The 23,209-nt window shown below is 34.4% G+C and carries 16 protein-coding genes; 5 read left to right on the top strand and 11 right to left on the bottom strand.

The window, feature by feature from the left end; genetic code table 11:
• Positions 1-3 precede the first annotated feature (3 nt).
• The 10 genes from EPU_RS04745 to ileS form a co-directional block, all read right to left on the bottom strand.
• Entirely contained in the window at positions 4-960 is a 957-nt protein-coding gene (locus tag EPU_RS04745; RefSeq protein WP_010167226.1) for a P1 family peptidase, read from the bottom strand.
• Between the two features lie 66 nt (positions 961-1,026).
• Positions 1,027-2,076 (bottom strand): GGDEF domain-containing protein, encoded by a 1,050-nt coding sequence (locus EPU_RS04740; RefSeq protein WP_010167225.1) that lies wholly within the window; start codon positions 2,074-2,076, stop codon positions 1,027-1,029.
• A 49-nt stretch (positions 2,077-2,125) separates the two neighbouring features.
• Complete coding sequence (locus tag EPU_RS04735; protein ID WP_029488033.1) at positions 2,126-3,004, bottom strand: YihY/virulence factor BrkB family protein; 879 nt, start codon at positions 3,002-3,004, stop codon at positions 2,126-2,128.
• A 93-nt stretch (positions 3,005-3,097) separates the two neighbouring features.
• Positions 3,098-3,685 carry a hypothetical protein gene (locus tag EPU_RS12665; protein WP_010167222.1) on the bottom strand — a complete coding sequence of 196 codons (588 nt, stop codon included), beginning with the start codon at positions 3,683-3,685 and terminating at the stop codon, positions 3,098-3,100.
• Positions 3,686-3,768: 83 nt separating this feature from the next.
• Positions 3,769-4,509: a lysophospholipid acyltransferase family protein gene (locus tag EPU_RS04725; protein ID WP_010167220.1), complete on the bottom strand. Its 741-nt coding sequence runs from the start codon at positions 4,507-4,509 to the stop codon at positions 3,769-3,771.
• Positions 4,510-4,573: 64 nt separating this feature from the next.
• Entirely contained in the window at positions 4,574-7,000 is a 2,427-nt protein-coding gene (locus EPU_RS04720) for a glycoside hydrolase family 2 protein (protein WP_010167218.1), read from the bottom strand.
• Between the two features lie 94 nt (positions 7,001-7,094).
• On the bottom strand, positions 7,095-8,540 hold the full coding sequence (locus EPU_RS04715) for a nicotinate phosphoribosyltransferase (protein WP_010167216.1): 1,446 nt from the start codon (positions 8,538-8,540) through the stop codon (positions 7,095-7,097).
• A 149-nt stretch (positions 8,541-8,689) separates the two neighbouring features.
• The gene (locus EPU_RS04710; protein WP_010167214.1) at positions 8,690-9,577 is read right to left on the bottom strand and encodes an SIR2 family NAD-dependent protein deacylase; all 888 of its coding nucleotides are present in this window, start codon (positions 9,575-9,577) and stop codon (positions 8,690-8,692) included.
• Entirely contained in the window at positions 9,522-10,289 is a 768-nt protein-coding gene (locus EPU_RS04705; RefSeq protein WP_010167212.1) for a protein-ADP-ribose hydrolase, read from the bottom strand. Before EPU_RS04705 ends, EPU_RS04710 begins: the two co-directional genes overlap by 56 nt.
• Before the next feature lie 113 nt (positions 10,290-10,402).
• Positions 10,403-13,525 carry an isoleucine--tRNA ligase gene (gene ileS / locus EPU_RS04700; RefSeq protein WP_010167210.1) on the bottom strand — a complete coding sequence of 1,041 codons (3,123 nt, stop codon included), beginning with the start codon at positions 13,523-13,525 and terminating at the stop codon, positions 10,403-10,405.
• A gap of 342 nt (positions 13,526-13,867) precedes the next feature.
• On the opposite strand from ileS, the gene EPU_RS04695 reads away from it, so the two are divergent.
• From EPU_RS04695 to EPU_RS04685, 3 genes are read left to right on the top strand one after another with little or no spacing between them, the layout of a single operon-like run.
• Positions 13,868-14,992 (top strand): MBL fold metallo-hydrolase, encoded by a 1,125-nt coding sequence (locus tag EPU_RS04695; protein WP_010167209.1) that lies wholly within the window; start codon positions 13,868-13,870, stop codon positions 14,990-14,992.
• Between the two features lie 18 nt (positions 14,993-15,010).
• The gene (locus tag EPU_RS04690; protein WP_029488031.1) at positions 15,011-16,141 is read left to right on the top strand and encodes a hypothetical protein; all 1,131 of its coding nucleotides are present in this window, start codon (positions 15,011-15,013) and stop codon (positions 16,139-16,141) included.
• Positions 16,134-18,929: an Hsp70 family protein gene (locus EPU_RS04685; RefSeq protein WP_029488030.1), complete on the top strand. Its 2,796-nt coding sequence runs from the start codon at positions 16,134-16,136 to the stop codon at positions 18,927-18,929. The genes EPU_RS04690 and EPU_RS04685 overlap by 8 nt, the downstream gene beginning before the upstream one ends.
• Before the next feature lie 23 nt (positions 18,930-18,952).
• On the opposite strand, the gene EPU_RS04680 is transcribed toward EPU_RS04685, so the two are convergent.
• Positions 18,953-19,783 carry an alpha/beta hydrolase gene (locus EPU_RS04680; protein ID WP_052296460.1) on the bottom strand — a complete coding sequence of 277 codons (831 nt, stop codon included), beginning with the start codon at positions 19,781-19,783 and terminating at the stop codon, positions 18,953-18,955.
• Positions 19,784-19,946: 163 nt separating this feature from the next.
• On the opposite strand from EPU_RS04680, the gene EPU_RS12660 reads away from it, so the two are divergent.
• On the top strand, positions 19,947-21,893 hold the full coding sequence (locus EPU_RS12660; RefSeq protein ID WP_010167205.1) for an SEL1-like repeat protein: 1,947 nt from the start codon (positions 19,947-19,949) through the stop codon (positions 21,891-21,893).
• 15 nt (positions 21,894-21,908) lie between these two features.
• Positions 21,909-23,209: tetratricopeptide repeat protein (locus EPU_RS12655; RefSeq protein ID WP_198006398.1), on the top strand; the 1,301-nt coding region annotated here is incomplete at its 3' end.

Genomic DNA, 23,209 nt, shown 5'->3' with positions numbered 1-23,209 from the left:
ATGCTAATTTTGTAGGTCATTGTAGCTGACAAATCCATATGCACCAGTTGCGGTTAGAGCGGCATTGATAACAGCTTTTTGAACAACAGTGGCCGCGAGCGTGCCAATTACATTTAGATCTGCTGTTTCGTTGCCAACGCTGGTAGTATATATTGTATCTCCATCGGCCATAGTATGGATAGGGGTAATTGCTCTGGCATAGCCATTTTGTGCCATAGAAGCAATTTTATTGAGCTCCGACTTTGTAAATTTGCAATTCATAATAACAATGGCTAATGTGGTGTTTGTAGCAACGGCGGCTGTCTCTTGCATTGCATATAAAATTTGTTCAGAATTACGCATTGACTTTTTATCTGCAGAAAGAACGCCAGCGACCTGAGTACCAGCGGCATCGAATATGTCACCCAAAGCATTTAGAGCGACCAATGCTCCGATTTTTATGTTGCCAACCTGTRTGGCATAAGCACCGATGCCTGTTTTCATAGCAAAATCCATTCCTAAAATTTTGCCAACAGTACATCCTATGCCGGCACCAACATTTCCGAGAGCCAAATTAGTTGCAGAAGCATTTTCGCAAGCAGCATAAGCCATAGCTTTGGTGGGACGTATATTGGCACAAGCAACACCCAAATCGAACAATGCACTCTGGCAGACTAATGGCACCTTTGCTATGCCGGTGTCGAAGCCGATTCCACGTTGTTCTAAATATTCCATAACACCAGTGGCAGCTTCGAGAGAGAATGCGGAGCCTCCCGAAAGTAAAATTGCGTGTAAGCCAGATGCAGCCATCTGAGAATCTAGTAAATGAATTTCGCGTGATGCGGGACCACCACCGCGTACATCAACTCCACATGGAGCGAATATGTGAGGCAAGAAAACTGTACAGCCAGTTGCTGATGCTGTATTGTCTGCATGTCCAATTTTAAAGCCACCTATGTCTAATAAATTTATTTTGGTCATAAAACTCTCCTTTCTGAGGAAATGAATTAGAAACAAGTACTCCTAACTCGGAATCCTCAACATATATTAAACTTTAGAAAAAGAGCCGTGATTGTTTAATATTACTACATTTTTACCTAAGCGTTTGCCTTCTAATAGAGCTTCGTCGGCTATGCTAATTAAATTTTGTATATTTAAATTTGAGGCAGAAACCGACATCCCAATAGTTAAACTTGTTAATAACTTAAGTGATTTAATAAAATCAGAATTAATATAAGTCTCTAAGATATTATTTAGTACTGCGGCAGCATCGAGATAATGTACAGGAATTATTATCACAAACTCATCACCGCCATAACGCACAACCGTTCCGCGTAGGGGGTCCAAATATCCGCATAAAAGTTTGGCAACAAATTTGATCACCGCATCTCCTGTGTCATGACCTTTAATATCATTTATACTTTTGAAATAATCAATATCTACAATTGCGACAATAATATCATCATTATTTTCTTTTGCAAGATTAAATAGTTTATCCAAACTGCGTCTATTATATAATTTGGTCATAGGATCTAATTCAGATTCTCTGGTGGCAAGAGCCAAAATATTGGCTTTTTTTATGTTGATAGCAATGAATACTCCGAGAGTTTGAAAAAATGTTTGCTTATTAGCCGTGAAATAGTCTGCAGTAAATTGTTCCAAAATGATTCCGCCTAATAATTTGCTAGTAGTAAAATCTAGGAGAGGAACATATAGCCTAGATTTTGGAAGCATTTTGGTAGAGCATCCAAGTTCTGAAATATTTTGAGTTATTTCTTCTGAGTTGTATAAATGAATTTCTTTGGGATTATTTATCACAGAATTTGATTTGAGAATATCGTATGATCTAAAATGGTTATTATTGTCTATATTGCGTTCAAAAATTCTTAAGTAGTTCTTTTTATCAACCCACAAATAGCAACTACTAGCACCTGTAACTCCCATGATCATATCAGTTGTAGATTCCATAAGTTCTACAAATGTAGTTGTTTCATAAGCAGTTTTCATAACTTCTCCTAAGAGCCAGACCATGCCTCTTTGCATATTGAGTTCATTTTCTAGTTCTTCTAGTTGCTTTGCATTATCTGAAGATTGCATTAAATTCACCTTCTTTCAATTATAATTTTATAATATCTTTGATATAAATTCAATATTTTTGAAAAATTTTAGTCTGTATACTAGAGTTRAGAATTTTTCKATACGGTACATTTTTGTTTATTAAAATAATAGCATTGATTTCTGCGCCAATTAAAATAAATAGACCATTGGTATATAGCCATATTAGCAACACAAAAATTCCGCCGATGCTGCCGTACATAGAGCCATAATTAGAAAAATGTTCTACATATATAGAAAATAAATACGAAAAAACATACCAGCTAATAGCTGTAAAAAAAACGCCGGGCCAAAGATATCGATTTTTGATATGTCGTCGCGGAATAACTCTGTGAATAAAATAAGAGCTTGAAATGAGTAATATCCAAGATAAACACAATCGTGTCAAGTCCCACATTAATGTATAAGATTTAGGGTATCGTACCAAAAATAACTTTAAAATATATTGACCTAGTTTATTTCCAAAAATTAAAAGCACAACCATAGCAATTAGTATGAACGCTAGAAGCAAAGAATACATCATACCGGCAAGTTTTCTAACAACAAAATTTCGACTATCGACTACCCCATAAGCTAAGTAAATTCCTTTAATTAGTGTATTCACTGCAGCCGAAGTTGACCACAGTGCTAGTACTGCACCAACAAAGATTCCTGTGCCAGATCTTTTTTCGATCATAGAATTAACTGTAGATTCAACTAGTGGTGCAACCATACTAGGAACCACTTTTGGAACATACTCCATAAAGTTGATAGAATCTATTTTGACATAGGAAATTAGGTTGATAATCATAAGTAAAAATGGAAATATAGCTAAAATCCAATAATAAGTCATTTGGGCACTTCTAGGACTTACGTCATGGTTCAGAAAACGCTTTTTTATATTATAATAATAATATTTTATTTTAGCCATAAGAACCTCCTTTAAACTAATTATTTTTAAATATATTAAAAGCCTAGTATGTAATATAACCAGATCGGTGGTTATTATTTACTAGGCCCAAGTTTAATTATTTTTGTTTTTGAGTTTTTCAGCTTTTTTTTGTGCTTTGGCATCTTTAGCTGCCTGATCAGATTTAGCGGCGGCATCTTTTAGCTCCACAGACTTAGTGCGTAGCTTACTTGCTTTAACTAACATTTTTTGTCTAAAACCTGTTTTTGCTGGTTGAGGAAGTTTACCGCTTAATACGTTAACAATCAAAACTCCAGCAAGTTCAACTTTGCAGGTTTTCTTTACTGGGAGTATGCTATAGATATTTTCATCACAAAGCAAAGTCATAATCTGGGGACCAATTTTTGCGATTACAACAGGCATTTGTCGTTTGGCTTGCCTTTTAGGAATTTGTTCTTTTACCATTTTGGGAAGATTTATATTTTCTAATTTATCTTTTTTCTTATCAATAACAAAAATTTGTGTTGCTTGTTTATGTTCGTTTATCATGGCTTGTTGTTCGTCAAAACGTCCTTGAATTTTTCTGCCCCAAAAATATAGTCCAATAAGAACTCCGCCTATTACGACTATCCAAATCAGAGCAACTAGCCAACCGGACATTCCTGACTCAGCTGTAGCTACTGCAACTTGTTGTGCCTCCATATCAATCACTCCTTTTCCCATGTAGTATATCACAAATTATTTTGTTCTGCTATACCGAAGATGCCAATTCCATGTATTACTATCTATGGCAATTGGTCAAATAATTCTTGTACGTATTGTTCAACCTGTTTTGGAAGAAGTTTTTGTTCTTGCCTTGATAAATGTGTTACTTCGATAGGCTTTCCAATGTTTACATAAATTGTGGTAGATTTAATCTTATTAGGCAATTTATTATTTTCAAATATACATTCTGTGTTTTTGATGGCAATAGGAATAATGGTGGCTCCAGAATTAAATGCAAGTTTAAAACTTCCGGATTTAAATTCGCCGAGTTGTCCAGTCTTGCTGCGAGTGCCTTCTGGGTAGATAACTAGAGATTGATGATTTTTGAGCGCAGCGGTGCCTTTTTTTATCGATTCTAATGCTTGGCGAGGATCGTCGCGGATCATATAGATGCTTCCGATTACATCAAACCAAGTGCTTATGATGGGCATTTTCTTTACTTCATCTTTGCCGATAAATATGCAAGGGTCATCTATCACTGCCGCGATAGACATTGGATCATAAAATCCTCTATGATTTGATACATATAAATTACCTCGTTGTGTAGGTAAGTTTTCTTTGCCCATTACAACAATCTCGGAACCAGATGCTTTGATCATTCCGCGGCAAAATGACTGCATAATGCGATAAATTTTTTCAGAATAAATTTTTTGAGTTTCAACATCTAATTGCTGATTATCAACGCGATATTTGTTGCGATCTTTGGTATTTATAATAAAGTGATAGACCATAAAAAATAAAGTTTGTAAACCTTTAAACATATTTTATACTCCTTTCTGATATAGTAGGCAAGCCAAAAATAAATTCAACCTGCCTATGTTTTTATTATAAAGCTAGTTCTGGCTGATCTGATGCTATAACATCAAATTCAATCTCAGCAGGAATGACTCCGCCAGCCGAAACAATCAACTTAATTTTTCCGAGTTGATCGAGGCTCTGAACGATTGCTAAAGCTTTTCCGCCGTATAATCTACGATAAGGAACTTTGTCGTGTTCGAGGCTGGAAATATTGCCATTGCCTTGGCCTAGCAATTTGCCCTCTCCAATCACCTCAAAGTCTACCAAAATATCACTATCATTTACAAAATTTCCTAATTTATCACAAACTCCAATTTCTATTAAAGCGCAATCAGTATTGTCAGCTATTAAATTGGATTTGGCACAAGTGGCAGTTAACTGATATTCTTTTGCAGAAGTGTTGAGAGTATGCCTTGCGACCTCGGTATCATTTTCATATGCTATGGCAATGAGCTCACCCTTAGTGTATGGCACTTCCCAAAAAAAGTTATCTAGAGTTTGTTTAGATTTTTTGCCTAAAGATTGTCCGTTTAAGAAAAGTTCAGCTTCATTTATTGATGATATTGCATATACCTTTATTATGTCACCTTCGAGAGCTTTTAAGTCCCATGAAGAGGGCATTAGCCAAATAAATTTTTTTGTGGTCCAGTGAGCTTTAAAATAGTATGCCCAATCTTTGAAGATTCCAATATAATCTATGATGCCAAATGGAGAAATTACGTTAGGGAATCTATATGGGAAGGTTTCGCCTCGATAATCTATGCCTGTCCACATAAATAATCCACACATATGAGATTGACCAACATATGCTTTTAATGCTTCTTCTGGAGTTTGTCCCCATCTAGGATAGCAATCACCGTAGCAAGTTAAATTACCATAAGTTTCCTTATTTGGCCATACTGCACTAACGTTTTTGGCCTGGGTGATAATTCGTTCAATCGGTGCTTTATGCATATATTTATCAATTCTAACTGTGGCAAGCCCTATTAATTCGGTATTTACAAAGCAGCCTTCTGGATTTTCCTCTTTCAATTTGGTGTATACATCAAAATCACGCAACATCATGTAATTTACACCATTTAGAGGTAGGTCTAATCCTTTTGCTTTGTGATTCAAAATATGGTTTCGGTATCTTGCGTTAATGGCCATCAAGTAGTCTCGAGTATCATCATGTAATTTTCCGGTAGCAATCATGCGTTTAAATACTCGTACACCTTTGTCTTTGCCGAGGAGATCCGCTTCTTCGTTGCATAGCGACCAAGAAAATATGCAAGGGTGATTTCTGTCTCGACGAATCATATCTACAAATGGTTTCATGCTTTCTTCGGATACTGCAGGCCAACGAATTTCATCCATAACGATAATCCCTTTTTCATCGCAAATATCTAGGAATACAGGATCTGGTGGATTATGAGAGCAACGATACGCATTGCAACCCATATCAATCAGTTTGTTAATTTTATATTCATGCACAGACCGATTACAAGCAACACCAACTCCGGCAAAATCATCATGACCGCAGGCGCCTCTCAAAAAGATAGGTTGACCATTTAATTTCATTCCTTCTGCAGAATTGTATTCAAAAACTCTAGGGGCAAATTTTTGCTCGAAGACTTCTGTTCCAGCAATTGAAGTGAGCGTGAGTTTTGCAGTATATTGGTGCGGATTTTTATCACTCCATAAAATGGCATTGGATATTGACATAGGTATTTCGAAATAGTCAACTTTACAGGCTGTCGCAGTACCTGAAAAATTTGTGGTGGCAATAGATTTTTCGGCATCAAAAAATTCTATGGCACAAGTAAATTCAGCTTCTATTAGGCTATCAATTTCTACTTGTACTGAAAAATCTGCTGTTTTGGTGGCTAAGTCAACATTTTTCTGTTTGATATAAATTCCATTTGGCACGAAGCAAAGCTGGGGAACAATCTCTAAAAATGCATCGCGATAAATGCCTCCTCCAGTATACCACCAACCTTCTGGTTCCGTTGCATCACAAAATACTGCTAAAGTGGAAGGTTTATCATAATTCACAGTTTCGGTAATTTCGGTTCTGTAACTATTAAAGCCACTCAGTTCTCTTTTGACGATATCGCCATTACACCACAGCTGGCTGTCGCGATAGATGCCATTAAAGGTAACAAATATACGTTTGCCAAGAGAGTCTGGAGGTAAAGTGAAAGTTTTGCGATACCAACCAAAGCCTGTATCTAATGAACCGGTAGAAAAAGGAATATCACTGGTATATACGCCGCGATCGATTACAAAGTCATGAGGTAACTGAACATCTTGCCAGTTGCTATCATTATATTGAGGCATAGAAAGATTAAAGCTACCTGTTTTGGTCCATTTACGAGGTAGTTGTGTCTCAAATATTATGGTAGGTCCGTCATCTTCACCTGCATCAGCAGTGCCATAAAAAAATTTCCAACCAAAATTCATATTGTATTTCATAATAATATAGTGTCCTTTCAATTTTATATTGTATTTCGCAACTATATCAACAGCTAGAAACCCCACAGATAATTGTAGGGTTTACGCTACTATATTAGAAATTAAAATTTTTGAGCATTTCGTCTTTCAAGAAGTATAGTTTATCTGATAAATCCACAGGCATAATTTCGGGATTAATAAATCTGGTATGCTCTTCCCACAAAGTAGCCATTTCTTTTTTTGCATAAGCTGCTATTTCTAATATGCTCGGAGATTCATAAACACATACGCCATCTTTAAAAATTGGCACAAGAAGTTCACGTAAAGTATATTTTCCAGGGAGTAAAGCCATTTTTTTCCAACGAGCATTGTGGTCAGAAGCTATTACAGTTTGAGTTTCATCGTAGTGCTCATCATCTAGTGCAACTATATCGACTTTGATTTTATGATGTTCTTTATCATAGAAGCGAACTATTTTTTTGATTCCGGGATTAGTCACTTTGGCAACATTATCAGAAAGCTTGATTTTGGGTATAAATTCACCATATTTATTTTCAGTTGCAACAATTTTATAGACACCTCCAAATGCTCCCCAGCCTTCAGATGTAATCAAACGTGTGCCTACCCCCCACAACGAAATTTTTGCTCCTTGCAATTTTAAATCAGTTATTAAATTTTCGTCTAGGTCACTCGATGCGCTTATTATGGCCTGCTCATATCCGGCCGCATCCAGCATCCGGCGAGCCTTTTTGGAGAGATAGGCAAGGTCGCCACTATCAAGACGAATGCCATATATTCCGGTTAGTTTACCGACTTCTCGCAACTCGTCAAAAACTTGAATGGCATTGGGAATACCGGAGCCAAGTGTATCATAAGTATCGACCAGCAGAATAGCTTTTTCAGGAAAAATATTGGCATAAGCTCTAAAGGCTTCTAATTCGGTATCGAAACTCATAACCCAGCTGTGTGCATGTGTTCCAGAAATTGGAAGTCCAAATATTTGCCCAGAAAGTACATTGCTAGTGCCAGTGCATCCGCCGATAATGGCAGCTCTAGCACCATATGTACCGGCATCAGGCCCTTGAGCGCGTCGCAATCCAAATTCAAGAACAGTATCTCCTTGGGCAGCAAGGCACACTCTAGATGCTTTGGTTGCTATGAGAGATTGATGATTGATTATATTTAATATAGCTGTTTCGATAAATTGTGCCTCTATTATATTAGATTTTACACGTAGAAGAGGTTCATTTGGAAAGACAATAGTGCCCTCAGGAACAGCGTATATTTCACCAGTAAATTTAAAAGTTCGTAGCATAGCTAAAAATTCATCTTTAAAAATATTCAAACTCTGCAAATATGCAATATCAGCTTCTGTAAAATGTAAATTGTTTATATAATCTATTACTTGTTCAAGGCCTGCGCAGATGGCATATCCTCCGTTATATGGATTTTTGCGATAGAACATATCAAAGACTACAGATTTGTCAGTTATACCATACTCAAAATATCCTTGCATCATAGTAAGTTGATACAAGTCGGTTAAAAGTGTTAAATTTCTCATTATAAAATAAATCCCCCTTATACATTGATTTTTTACTGTATTGAATGGAATTGTCTATATGTAACTATACAACCTTTTGTTAAATTATACAAGTATTTAATTCAAAAATAAAGAAGCTATCTCCTATGGATAGCTCAACGGTTGCTTATTTATATATTATATATTTTCTTTAAATCATGCAAGGCATCATGAATATCATGGGTTATACAAATGCTTTGATCTGTAATTTCTGATGGAACAGAAACTTCGTTTAGATTAATGCTTACATACGTGGCTTTATTATTTAGTTTAGTATAATGCCAAAATGGATATTTGATGATACCGGGTGTGTTTAAACCAACTCCTAGCTCTAAATACAATATTGGTTTGCTTTCAGAATATGTCAGCAAAAATTCTTCGTAGCGCTCTTGTGCTGCATACCAACCTGGGGGTTGAGCAAATGTATCATCGATTCGCAAGTTGCTAATAGCAGGGGCGTCACAGTAGGGACATTTTGGAAGCATCTTGGTGGGAACTCGCATATCTTTTTGAAATTTGACCATTGTTACTATTTGGAATTGATTTTTAAAGGTTTCTTGCACGCAAGGGACAGAACATTGAAATAGTTGATAGTCTCCTTGGGTATAAAATAATCTTTTTCGGTCGAAGCCGTGATTTAAAAAGGCATGATCTGCATTTGTGGTGAGTACAAAATAATTTTTATCTTTGATTAAATCAAACAAGATATCGTACGTATCATTTAATACATAGTTGTAGCCATTCATAAATACATGGCGACTCCAATATGCCCATTTTGTTTCTAAATCCGGAAATTCATAAAATGCTGAAGAATACATATCAGTTAGACCAAATTTTTGAATGAAGTCGGGAAAGGCATCGGTAAACCTTTTGCCAGAATAAGTCAGCCCAGCAGATGTGGATAATCCAGCTCCAGCTCCAATTATAACATTATTAATTTGACTTAATATTTGTGCTAAATCTTCAATCTGTGCGGAGTAACTCGGAATATATTTTGTAGTCGATATCTTTGAAGACATTGAACACCACCTTAATCTTATCATTTTCGGTAAGGAAATTTTTAACAATTTTTATGGCTATTTCTGCAGCTCGTCGGTTTGGAAAATGAAATTCTCCAGTAGAAATACAGCAAAAAGCGATGACATGACAGTTTTCTGCCGCGGCAATGCTTAACGAAGATTTATAACAGTTTGCTAAGTCTTCTTCATTTTGAGGAGTTAATTTGTCATGTACAATAGGACCGACTGTATGGATTACGTAGCGACAAGGTAAATTGAAAGCGGCAGTCATTTTCGCAGATCCCGTTGCTTCTGGATGCCCTTGTTTTGAAATAATTCCATCACAAGCTTGGCGAAGTTGTAGGCCAGCTGCAGAATGAATCGCATTGTCGATGCAATGATGATTTGGAATAAAACATCCAAGAAGTTGACTGTTGGCAGCATTCACGATCGCATCTACTTGAAGTCTAGTAATATCTCCTTTCCATACAAAAATGTTTCCGTCATCAGTAATAAGTTTTTCTCGAGAAATAATCCCTTTTTCGGCAATTTCTTGTGATAGAAAAGCATCTTGAATCTGAAGCCATTCATCGCTAATGGGGATTGGTTTGCGTACATTCATTAAAGCACGTAATAAGTTGCGTTTTTCAGCAAAAGTCTGTGGAATTTCGACATCACTATATTCTGCTGCTAAATGTGTTACAAGATAGTCTAATCTTTCTGATTGGTTCATTGTTTCACCTCAAATATTATAGTATAAGATTAGTCTATACAATTTAAGAATTTTTATAAGTAAAAGAAAAGGACTGCCATAATAAAGGCAATCCAGAATTTAGAAATTATATTTTATAACATAAATTTTTTGATACTAAACTTAACTGTTTCACCATTTACTTTCCATTCTTTGACAATGGTTTGAGAAAGTTTATTTTCTATTGCATTTGCAAGGACTTCGGTTTTGATTAAATCTGCATTTGCTTCGATTATAGCAGCAATTTTATCGTTGTCTGCATATCCCACGGTGATATGATCTTGAACAAGTAGATCAGATTCCTTACGCATAGTTTGAATTTTTGAAATAATTTCGCGTACGAATCCTTCTTCTATTAATTGATCATTTAACTCAGTGTCGATGACAGTGGTAAATCCAGCTTCACTGGCAGCGATATAGCCTTCTTTTTGAGTAGTGGCAATAAGAAGATCATCTTTAGTTAGACTGATATTTTCGCCTTTGATTTTGAGAGCGAGGATGCCAGATGCATTAAGTTCTGCAAAGGCCGCGGTGCCATCAAGATTTGCTAATGCAATTCTGATATCATTTAGAAGTTTACCATATTTGGGACCGAGTGTGCGCATTTGAGGTTTAAACGAATACGAAATAAAGTCGGTCGCATCACTTGTGAAGATTACTTCTTTGACATTTAGTTCTTCGGCAACAATTTGAATAAACTCGTTTGTGAGAGTTTTGGTAGAACCCACATACATTTTGCCAATTGGTTGACGAGTTTTGATATTTGCTTCATTTCGGCAAGCACGACCGAGGTTTACAATTTTTAATACACTGTCCATGTTTTCTTCTAAGTTGGTATTGATTAGAGTTTCATTTGCAGTAGGAAAATCGCACAAGTGAATGCTCATAGGGGCTGTTTTATTAGTGGTACGAACAAGATTTTGATAGATTTCTTCTGTTAAAAATGGAATTAACGGTGCAGCAATTTTGATTAACGTTTCCAAGACAGTGTAGAGAGTCATATATGCGTTGATCTTAGTTTGCGGCATTCCACCAAGCCAGAATCTTTCGCGGGAGCGACGGATATACCAGTTTGATACATCATCAATAAATTCTTGCATAGTTCTTGATGCTTCAAAAACCTTATAATCGCCGAGGAAGGTATCTACGTTTTTAACAACAGTGTTCAATTTTGAAAGCACCCATTTATCCATCATATTTAAAGATGCAGTATCAAGAGTGTATTTTTGAGGGTCAAACTTATCGATATCAGCATACAAAATATAAAATGCATAAGTGTTTAAAACAGTTCCCATAAATTTACGAGAGGCCTCTGTGACATTATCTATACCAAAACGGCTTGGCAGCCAAGGTGCGCTTGCATAGTAGAAATACCAACGCACAGCATCAGCTCCGGTAACATCAATTACACTAAATGGTTCAACAACGTTTCCTTTGGACTTGCTCATTTTTAAACCATGTTGATCGCAAACGTGTCCCATAACAATTACATTTTTATATGGCGCGACATCAAAAATTAAAGTAGAAATAGCCATTAAAGTATAGAACCATCCGCGAGTTTGATCTACTGCTTCTGAAATAAAGTTTGCAGGAAAATTTTGTTCAAATAGTTCTTTGTTTTCGAATGGGTAATGCAGTTGTGCAAAAGGCATAGATCCGCTATCATACCAGCAGTCAATAACATCAGGAACGCGCGTCATCAGTTTGTTACATTCTGGACAAGTAATATGAACCGAATCAATATATGGTTTGTGAAGTTCGATATCTGCAGGGCAGTCTGGGCTAAGTTTTTTGAGTTCTTCAATACTGCCGATAACGTGTTTGTGACCATTAGGACATTCCCAAATTGGCAAAGGCGTGCCCCAATAGCGGCTTCGAGATAATCCCCAGTCGATAACATTTTCGAGGAAATTACCAAAGCGGCCTTCTCCAATAGAAGGAGGCAACCAATTTACTGTTTTGTTATTAGCAATCAATTTATCGCGAACCGTACTCATTTTTATAAACCAAGTATCTCGAGCATAATATAGAAGCGGGGTATCGCATCGCCAGCAATGAGGATAGCTGTGTTCATAAGGTGAGGCGGCAAATAGCTTATTATGCTCGTCTAGCCACTTAATGATGAGCTTGTCTGCATCTTTGACAAAAATATTTTGCCATGGAGTTACTTCTGGAGTAAAATATCCTTGCTCATTTACAAGCTGAATAAACGGAATATCATTCTCGCGACCAACTTTGGCATCATCTTCACCAAAAGCAGGGGCGATGTGAACGATTCCCGTACCGTCAGATAAAGTAACAAAATTATCCGCAACAACAAAGAAAGCTTTTTTGTCGGGCTTTGCAAAGTCGAATAGAGGTTCGTATTCTATACCTTTAAGTTCGGCCCCAGTATATTCTTCTAAAATTTTTACATCTTCGCCCAAAACCGCTGTGACAAGTTCTTTTGCTAAGATAAAGTTTTCGCCATCTTTAGCAGCTTTTACATAAAGGGCGACAGGATTTACACAAAGTGCAGCGTTGGACGGAAGAGTCCAAGGGGTTGTGGTCCAGGCTAGGAAGAAAGTGTTTTTCTCCTTTAGTAATTTGAATTTGGCAATGGCAGTAATGTCTGTTATATCTTTATAGCCTTGAGCGACTTCATGAGAAGATAGAGGAGTTCCGCAACGAGGGCAATACGGCACAATTTTATATCCTTTATACATCAGATTCTTGTCCCATATTGATTTGAGAGACCACCATACAGATTCAATATAATTGTTATCGTAAGTTATATAGGGATGTTCTAGATCAATCCAATAGCCAACTCGCTCACTCATTTTTTCCCAATCACTTTGATATTTAAAAACACTTTCTTTGCATTTTTTTATAAAAGCATCTACACCATATTTTTCAATTTCTGGCTTACCGCTGATGCCTAATTGTTTTTCGATTTCTAGTTCTACAGGAAGTCCATGAGTATCCCAACCAGCTTTTCGGGTAACGTACTTGCCTTTCATAGTTTGATAGCGAGGGACAAAATCCTTGATTACACGAGTGAGTACGTGACCTATGTGAGGTTTTCCATTTGCAGTTGGAGGCCCCTCATAAAAAGTAAAATTTTCTTTATTAGCTCTAGCTTCTATAGATTTTTCAAAAATTTTATTTTCTTTCCAAAATGAAAGAGTCTCCAATTCTCTATCAACAAAATTTAAGCTAGTATCAACTTTTTTATACACTAAATAATCATTCCTTTCAAGACTAAAATGGATATCGAACATCCTTATTTTTTGATAGTCTTATAAACAATCGTCAGATACTCAAGATCAAACGTCTGCATACTTTTTTTGATGTCAGCATATACCAAATGCCAAAGAATGTCAAGTCATATTTGAAAAATAGCATTAGAGTCGTATACCGAAAATATAATTTAATAGGAGATTTTGTAACAACAATGATAACTATGAATAAACAAATAAAAGCTTGATTAATAGTATAAAATAAGTTATAATAATGGGTATATTTTCCAAGAAAGAGGGTGATTTTGCTGATATAAGATAGTTATTTGGAGGTGAAGATAGATGAATCTTATGGTTTTGGGTGGAGGGCAAAATGTTGGGGCTAGTTGTTACTTTTTGAAGTTGGGAAAATCTAATATTTTGTTAGATGCCGGGATTGGAATAGACAAAGAAGGATTGGTTTTTACACCAAATTTACACGCATTAAAAACTTCACCATTTATAAATAGTTTATCTCAGATTGATGAAATTTTTATTTCTCATGCGCATTTAGACCATGTTGGATATTTAACTCATGTTGCGACAGAATCAACTCAGGCGAATACATACATGACAGCGGTGACTAAAGCTTTGACCAAATATCAATTATATGATAGAGTGTATAGTAATGCCAACGCAAGAGAATTAGAAAGGCTAGCAACTAAATCGGTTTTAGATAGAATAATTTCTGTTACCTATGCAAAAACAATTAAATTTAGAAACTATAGTGCTACATTTTTTCCGGCAGGGCATATTCCAGGAGCCATGATGATCTTGTTTGAATATCGTAATTCAAAGATTTTATATACTGGAGATTATTCTATTGCGAATAGTCCGTTGACCAGTGGGTGTTTTGATTTTTCAGGGTTTAAGATAGATACCATGATTATGTGTGGTTTGCATTCCAAACATTCCAGTTATGCAAAAAACCAAAATGGTATATATAAAACAATAGAAAAGATATATAAACAAATCTTTTTAGGTAGATCTGTATCTTGTCAGGTAAATCAGTTGACAAAAGGGGTAGAGTTTCTAAAGCTTCTCAATGATTTTAATCAGCAAGATATTTTGATTTATGTTGATAAAAATTTACTGAATGTTATAGAAAAATTGGAAATACCGATATTGCATGAAAATGTGCGCTTATATAATAGTGCTACTGTATCGGATGCACCTCATATTTGTATAACGTCTAAAAAGGTTACAAAGTCTAAGTATTATAATATGAATATAGATTTTTCATTGCACGTAGACTTTTCGGAGATTAAAAATTTCGTAACTAAAATTAATGCGCGTCATGTATATATAGTTCATTGCGAAAAGCCGTTTAGTTTAAATGATCATGACATAGAACAAGCCGTAATGCGGGAATCGGATTGTCGTTCGCAATTTATTTTTATTGATAATCAGGAGATATATAGACTGTAGAAAGAAGAGGTGTAAAATTTGAGTAAAATTAATGTAGAAAAAAAAGAGGTTAAAAAGATTTTAGAAAAGGTCCATGTAATAATGGAAAAAAAGCATATTCCAAGAGTAAATCGACAGCATAATTTTGAACACTATATAGAAGAAAATAGAATGTTGCGAGTAATTTGTGAAGATTATTCGTACGAGCCTTATCAAATTGCTATTAATATGAATTCAAGATATGATTATGATTTGAATGGTTCGGACATAATTTTGAGCTTGAAAAAACGTAAATTGGGGCATCCGGCAAGAAGAGTTGAAATCTTTAGTTGGGCCGAAAAAACAATGCTATATTTTGGTCAAGCTATCAATGGTGATAAACAGGCCTTTGAAAAATTTCAAGAATTACGACAAAATGCAATTAGCTCTCATATTTCTAGACATGAAGAAGAATTTAAAATTTTGGCGATAATGATGTATTATAAATACCCGGAATTGGATGTTTATAAAGAGCTAAAAGAAATATATAAATTTGGAATTGTATATGCAAAGTATTTTTTCTATGATGTAGTTGATATTATTTCAGATGTGTATCATTATCCAAAAACTAATCAATTTAATAAAAAGTATAARAATAATGATGAAATTAATAATTTATCAAAACAAGATTTGATAGATAAGATTACAGAATTAGAAAATAATAACAATAAATTAGAAAAAGATAACAACATGCTTAATAATATGTTAACGGAATTGCAAGATGATTTTGAGAAACAGCTAGAAGAGAGTAAGGTAAAGGAATTTACGTATTTTTTTAGCCAATTAAATTCTGAAAAATATGGATGTGTTTTAGATGAATTATTGGTAATTAAGAAAGAGGTTAAACGGTTACGAAAAGATAAATTTGATTTACCTATTAAATTAAATGGTCTTCTTATTTTGATTGATAAATTGGCTAAATTTGTTCAGGATAATAAAATTAATCCGATGAAAAAAGGAAGTGATATTATAAATTTAACATTTGAAGAAGCACAATTTTGCTTATATGATGGAAGTCCTTATGCAAATAAAACTGATGTAAAAAGAGTAAAAATAATTTCACCTGGTTGGATATATAATGACATTCAAATTTCAAGACCTAAAGTGATGGAGGTGACTAATAATGCATAATGATTTATGTGTGGGCATTGATCTTGGAACCACCAACTCTGTTTTAGCAACTATTTCGCTGAAGCAAAATGGAGATGCGATTAGCAAAGTAATTGATATACCAAGAGCAATTGATATGTATAATTCTGTAAGTTCGAAACCAAAACTTTCAACACAAAAAAAGTCTACGTTGCCTTCTTGTGTATATTATCGTGAGGAAAACAATTACTCGCCCTTGGTTGGAGATTTTGCTAAATTACAATATGCTCTTCGACCCCATTTAGTTGCAAAGTCTATTAAAAGTCAAATGGGAGAACCGTTTGCTGCCGGATTATCGATGGATATTCCGGATAAGACTCCTTCGCAGATTTCGGCACAAATTTTAAAGCATATGTTAGAAGCAACTGCAAAAATTTATAGAACTAAGGAAATTACTGATGCKGTGATTACAGTGCCGGCAAATTTTGACTCTACTATGTGTAAGGCAACATTGGAGGCGGCGGTTTTTGCGGGAATTCAAATTAAAAATGAAGATGGAAGCGAACGACCAGTGCTTCTTTCGGAACCTAATGCCGTGATATATGACTTGATTAATCAAATTCAAAACGGAGAAATACATTCAACAATTATAGATCTATTAACTCAAAAAAATGTAATGGTATTTGATTTAGGAGGTGGGACACTAGATATTACAATGCATACTATTTCAAGACGTGATGGATATGCTGATATTTTGAAAGTAGATGAGATAGCAACCAATAGATATACTAGACTTGGTGGAGATGATTTTGACGAGTTGATTGCAGAAGTTATGTATACTAGATATTTAAAGCAATATGAAAAATATCCAGAAATTGTGACTGAATTAAAACGTAAAAAAACACAAATATTACCAATTCTTAAGGTGTTTGCAGAAGACATAAAAATCGAGCTTAATACTCGCTATGGGGAAGAGTATGTCAGTGATTCTGGCTGGGATGATGATGAGGATGAGGGTTTTTCTGTTGGAGGAAACATGGGCGGGATTGCTTATGCCTATGATGACAGTTTTACTAAAGAAGAACTTGAAGATATTTTGCAAACTTTTATGGCTCAAGATATAAAATTTGAAGACTACAAGCACATAGAGTCTATAACAGATACTCGAAATATCATCTATCCTATATTGGATGTCTTACAAAAAGCTGCTGAAAAAATGGGAATAGATAATCTAAAAGTGGATGCGGTGGTTGTAAATGGTGGAATGTCAAAATTTTATATGATTAAAAATAGGTTAGCAGATTTTTTTGGATTTGAACCTATCATTGCACTAGATCCCGATCAAGCTGTGGCAAGAGGTGCGGCAGTATATCATTATTATATGCACAAGTATGATGATATCATTAAAGATGATATGAAAATAGGTTTGGAAGTGGATGAAAATGCTATCCAAAATGAAAGTATGTCGAGTACAGAAGAGGCTGTAGCTATCAAAAACAGTATCAAAATTGAGTGGGGACGTAGTATATTAAATGATAGCCTATATTTAGGTTCTAGAAATGGTGCAGTAACTCAGTTGATAGAGACAGGTGCCGAACTGCCGTATATTTCAAAAGTAATGTTTGGATTTAGAATAGAGCCTAATCAACAAAAAATTACTATTCCAATTCAAAGTAGAAATCTGGATGGTACGTATCGAACGATTGCTAGTGGAAATATTGTATTTAAGCAAAAATATGTAAAAGGCAGCTATGTTGCATTTAAGGTGCATATGGGGACCAATAAAGTTATTACGATTAATGCTTGGACTAGTGATGATGAAAAAGGAGAATTGAAAAGAGAAAGTGGAATAGTTGAAATCGCAACGGAGAGTGGAAAAATTAATAGAGACAAAAAATATAAGTTTAATCCGCCAGGAGGAACACCCTTAAATGCTGTTGCAGAAATAAGTAGACTTATACAATTATGTGATAAAATTGCAAAATCTAAGCCTCCATATTTGGATAAAACTTTGACTTTTAAAATTCAAACATTGATTAATAATATTTATCAAGCACCTAATAAATCTGAGTTTAAACCTTTGATTTTAAAAATATTGAAAGAGACTACCAATGATGAAACTAAAATGCGTTTTATAATTATGGCAAGAAAAATTGGAAATATATGGTCTGAGAATGAAAAAAAAGAACTTGCTAAGAGATGCATGGAACAACTGGGTGGAGAATTTCACCAATTAGGCGTTGCAGGTAAACAGGTGACAACAAATATTCAAGCTATTTTTACTCTAGGAATGTGTGCAGATGAACAAGATTTAGAAAAATTGATGAAAATTTGTAGGCAATCAAGATATCTTAGGGCTTGTTTATATACTCAYGCCAAAACAAAAACTAATATAAGTTGGATATTAGAAGAGTTTTTTAAGAGTGTAAATCAAGTAGAGAAAGGGAAAGTAGACTTGATACAAGATACTGCTCATGCTATAGGTGTTGCATTAAAGGATCATACGATTATATCTTCTGATGAATTAGAAAATGTGATTATGCGATTGATCGATGCAATTAAAACAGCTAATTTAAATGATTGTGGATTAATTTCTTGTATATTAGCACTTGGCTGTATCTGTGATCAGAGAAATAATTTAAACGATATTCAACAAGTGATATTACTAGATGTTAGAAATATATTGAGCGAATTATATAAGTATTACGACTCCTACATTACAGGAAGATGTGCAAAAATGGGTGAAATAGCAATTAAACTTATTGATGGGGCAACGCTGGAAACAAATGAAGAGGAATATTTATTAATTAAGCTAGAAAATGTAGATTAGGCAGGGAAAATACTCCCTGCTTTTTAATTGTATGATATTTTTAGCCATTCAAGCGCTAGATTAACCCAGCTTGCTACATGTTCGTTGAGATGTTTTTCGTTAGTGGCACTTTGGTCATTTGCTAAGCTTAGCCCATGTGTTCCGAAGGGGTAAATATGAAGTTCGAAAGGTATGCTATTTTTTCTAAGCGCATCAGCAAACATAAATGCATTTTCGACTGGAACTACTTTATCAGATATTGTATGCCAAATGAAAGTAGGYGGTGTTGCTGCAGAGACATAATCAGATATGGCGGTAGTATAGTATTCCTGTCGAGAAGGTGTAATGTCGATATCTTCAACAACAAACTTTGGAGGGGTATGTGGTTTGATATCAATTACTGCGTAGCCTAAAAGTAATTTATTTGGATAGCAATCTGTAGATTTAATTTTGAGTGTATCAGATATAAATTTGCGACCAAACAGTGTGGCTAAACTGGCACATAGATGTCCTCCAGCCGAAAAACCGGCTATGGATATATTTTTGGGATCAATGTAATATTGTGTAGCATTAACTCTGACATGAGCAACGGCTGCAGCAAGCTCTAAGAGTTGCTGTGGATATTGAACTGGTAATACGCTATATCGCAATATAAATACATTATAGCCTTCTGATAAAAATTTTAAAGCAATAGGCTCAGCTTCTCTGTCAGAAGTATACTGATAATATCCACCAGGRCAGATTATTATGCAAGGACGTTTATTGTGAGTGTYATATTCTGTACTTTTATATTGATTATATATTTCCAAAATAGGATTAGCACCTGGAATAGAAAGAGAAGGATAAATYTCTGCTAAGTTTAATTTAGTTTTCATGAGTACCTCCAAAAATATTTATGTGTTAATTATCTAAAAWTTTTTTGAAATTGACAAGGTGAAATTGATAAATATTTAATAAAACATACTCAAAATGTATGGTAAAGTTTGGCTTGCCCTCATATAATTTTACGATATGAAAATTTTATTAGGGGGTACGTTATTGATTACTCAATCAGAAATTAATTATTTAAAGAGTCTTCCTGCTTTTAGGATAAACGAAATGGTAGCCCAAATGCTAGCTGTGTTGAATAATAAAAATAAATTGAAAATGTTTTATGAATTTAGCTGGGTAAAAAAAATGCAAGATGATATCGATACTGATACCCAAATTGATGAATATATCGTAACGGCTCTCAATGTGCTCTATAGTTTAGAGTATATTCATTCTGAAATAATCATAAACTTGACGATGGAGCTAAACTTGATATATTTAAGGAAGCGCAACAGACTTTTATGGCCATTGTTGACTAAATTAAATGAGCAAGTTGATACTATAGATAATTTAAATGAAATATTAATTAATATAGATAGCGGAGTATATGCTGCAGATAACCCATTAATTAACATATTTAATATTACATCAATTTTAGGTGAATATACAATAAAAAATATTGAAAAAATGAAAATGATTACAAATGAATTGCAAAAAAACAATGTTTTATCTGATATAGAAATAAATTTACAAGATATTATAACACTGATTATGGATGTTGAAGAAGAAATTGGTGCTATATATTTGGAGTCGCAGACATTAAAAGATAATTTTATTGGAAAAATTTTATTAAAAACTGTTGAAGAATATCACCTAGATATAAAGAAAGAAACAATCGATAAATTTGTGATGACAAATAAAATACTGGCAGAGCAGAACTTAAATATGAATACTAAAATTTCTATTAATGATATTTACTTAGAGTTAATTGAAGCCAAAATATTAAATTATGAAAATATTGATAATTTTATAAAGAAGATAGACATGAATAAGGTGATAATTCCATCTATAGACTTTATTTTAAATGAATGTAGAATTGAGGATATGTCGAAATCTTTTAGGAGTTTAATACGCATGGGCATAAGTGGCGATAAAGATGCGCAATATGATATAGGCTTTGGATATACCAACGGTATTGGGGTTACAAAGAATGTAGCGAGAGGTTTTAAATGGTTTAAAATGGCAGCGGATCAGGGGCATAAGAATGCTCAATATGAAGTAAGCTATGCATATATATATGAACAAGCATCTATTGTAAATACCAGTATTTCACATGATACTCTTCCTTTGTTACTAGGTAATAAATCTGCAGAAGTGAAAGTTATAACCGAAAATCTAGAACTAATAGATAATGCTGAACTTTTTGAAAATTATAAATTGATGGCAGAAAGAGGAGATGCGACAGCGCAATATCGAATTGCTTCCGCATATATTTATGGAAATGGTACAGAGAAAAATTTGATACAAGGATTTCGGTGGTATCAAAAAGCTGCGGAGCAAGAACATGTAGAAGCGCAATACAAATTAGGATATTGCTATGAAAAAGGAACAGGTGTTGATTCAGATTTAGAAATGGCATTTAAATTTTATCAAAAAGCCGCTACCTTAGGAAGTGTAAAAGCTCAGACTAATCTAGCTTTATGCTATGAAAAAGGTATAGGAACTACTTTAGATTTGGATAAGGCCTTTGAATGGTATGTACGGGCAGCAGTAAGTGGTTTTGCTAAAGCACAAAATAATCTTGGATATCTTTATGAAAACGGAAAAGGCGCAACGAAAAATTATTCTAAAGCATTTGAATGGTATCAAAAAGCTGCAATACAAGGTCATGCAAAAGCCCAATATAATTTGGCATTGTGCTATGAATATGGTAAGGGTGTGATAAAAAACTTGGATGAAACTTTTAAATGGTTTAAAGAATCTGCAGAGCAAGGGAATATGTATGCACAGTACGCATTAGGAGCGGCATATATAAAAGGCTTGGGAACTAAAAAAGACAAAGAACAAGGCTATTTTTGGTATCAAAAAGCTGCCGAGCAAGGACATCTGGAGGCTGGAGATAAGATTAAGAAAAGAAAGTTTTTTAAAAAATTAAATATAATAAGAAGAAAATGACGGGGGTGTATAGAGATGGTTGATATAGACTACTTAGTAGCGCAGCCGGTGTACAAGATAAATAAAATGATTGCAGAAATGATTGCTTTATTTATTGATGGAAATAAGGATGCATTACTACAAAATACAGACTGGTTTAAAAGAATGCGAACCAATCAATATGATGATTATATAATAGAAACGATTGTAGCATTAAATGAAAGAAATTGTATTAGCGCGGCAATTATAGTAAATCTTAGAACAATATTAGGACTGCTAAATATCGAGTTAAAGAACGAATTGATTGCAGAACTATTGATAAGCTTGGATGAAAAAATTTATGCAATGAATAATTTAGAAATGGTATTAAATCAAGTTACATATACAACAGATAATATTATTGGAGATATATTACAGGTAACAGCATTAATAAACTTTCATACATTGAATAATATTGAAAAAGCTGAAATAATAACTACACAAATATTTGAAAATAAAGTTATTGCAAGCAAAGAATTAGATATGTTGGAAATTTTGATGCAGATTCAAGATATTGAAGAAATTGATATTGGAGTAATTTATCTGGAGCTGCARGTATTACAGGACGATGCTATTTGTACAGTAGCATTAGAGATGTTAGAGGCATATCATTTGCTATCTGAAACCAAAAAAAAGTTGATTGAGCCAACAAGTTTTATCGAAGCGATGTTRGCAGAACAAAAGTTAAATGCCCTAGCGCAATTTGATGTGTTTAGTATTTATAAAAATATTATAGAAACGAAAATGGAAAACTATGAAATACTATTTTTAGAAGAAGTGATGTCAAACTCCACCATTTTGCCTATAGATTTCATGGAGCCCGCAGATGCAAAAGGGCAATATGATCTAGCTTGGAAATATATCAAGGGAATCGATATTAAAAAAAATGTAAGTGCTGGAATTGATTGGCTGCGCACTGCTGCAGAGAATGGATATGTATATGCTCAATATCATATGGCGCTGAGATATGCAGCTGGAGATGGGATAGAACAAGATGAGCATAAGGCTTGGGAATGGTTCGAGAAGGCAGCGGCGCAAGGACATGCTAAATCTATATATAAATTAGGAAAAATTTATACTGATGGAATTATAGTAGAAAAAGATTATGAAAAAGCTTTTAATTGTTATTTGCAGTTGGCTCAAAAAAGCAACAAAGATGCTCAATATAAAGTGGGTATAGCATATATGTATGGAAATGGTGTAGAAAAAGATTCGACAAAAGCTTTTGAGTGGCTAAAGAAAGCTGCCGAAAGAAAGCACAAAGAATCTCAGCACAAGATTGGAATTGCATATGCTGA

Origin of the sequence: Candidatus Epulonipiscium viviparus, assembly GCF_000171335.1 — a bacterium.
In the GTDB taxonomy this organism is placed as follows: domain Bacteria; phylum Bacillota; class Clostridia; order Lachnospirales; family Cellulosilyticaceae; genus Epulonipiscioides; species Epulonipiscioides viviparus.
The sequence above is the reverse complement of the archived record's forward strand: the minus strand, read 5'-3'. Positions and strand labels throughout refer to the sequence as shown.

Excerpts from the sequence above, each read along its gene's own strand:
- EPU_RS04740 (WP_010167225.1), bottom strand. The coding sequence starts at position 2,076 with ATGCAATCTTCAGATAATGCAAAGCAACTAGAAGAACTAGAAAATGAA.
- EPU_RS12665 (WP_010167222.1), bottom strand. The coding sequence starts at position 3,685 with ATGGAGGCACAACAAGTTGCAGTAGCTACAGCTGAGTCAGGAATGTCC.
- EPU_RS04725 (WP_010167220.1), bottom strand. The coding sequence starts at position 4,509 with ATGTTTAAAGGTTTACAAACTTTATTTTTTATGGTCTATCACTTTATT.
- EPU_RS04720 (WP_010167218.1), bottom strand. The coding sequence starts at position 7,000 with ATGAAATACAATATGAATTTTGGTTGGAAATTTTTTTATGGCACTGCT.
- EPU_RS04715 (WP_010167216.1), bottom strand. The coding sequence starts at position 8,540 with ATGAGAAATTTAACACTTTTAACCGACTTGTATCAACTTACTATGATG.
- EPU_RS04710 (WP_010167214.1), bottom strand. The coding sequence starts at position 9,577 with ATGTCTTCAAAGATATCGACTACAAAATATATTCCGAGTTACTCCGCA.
- EPU_RS04705 (WP_010167212.1), bottom strand. The coding sequence starts at position 10,289 with ATGAACCAATCAGAAAGATTAGACTATCTTGTAACACATTTAGCAGCA.
- EPU_RS04695 (WP_010167209.1), top strand. The coding sequence starts at position 13,868 with ATGAATCTTATGGTTTTGGGTGGAGGGCAAAATGTTGGGGCTAGTTGT.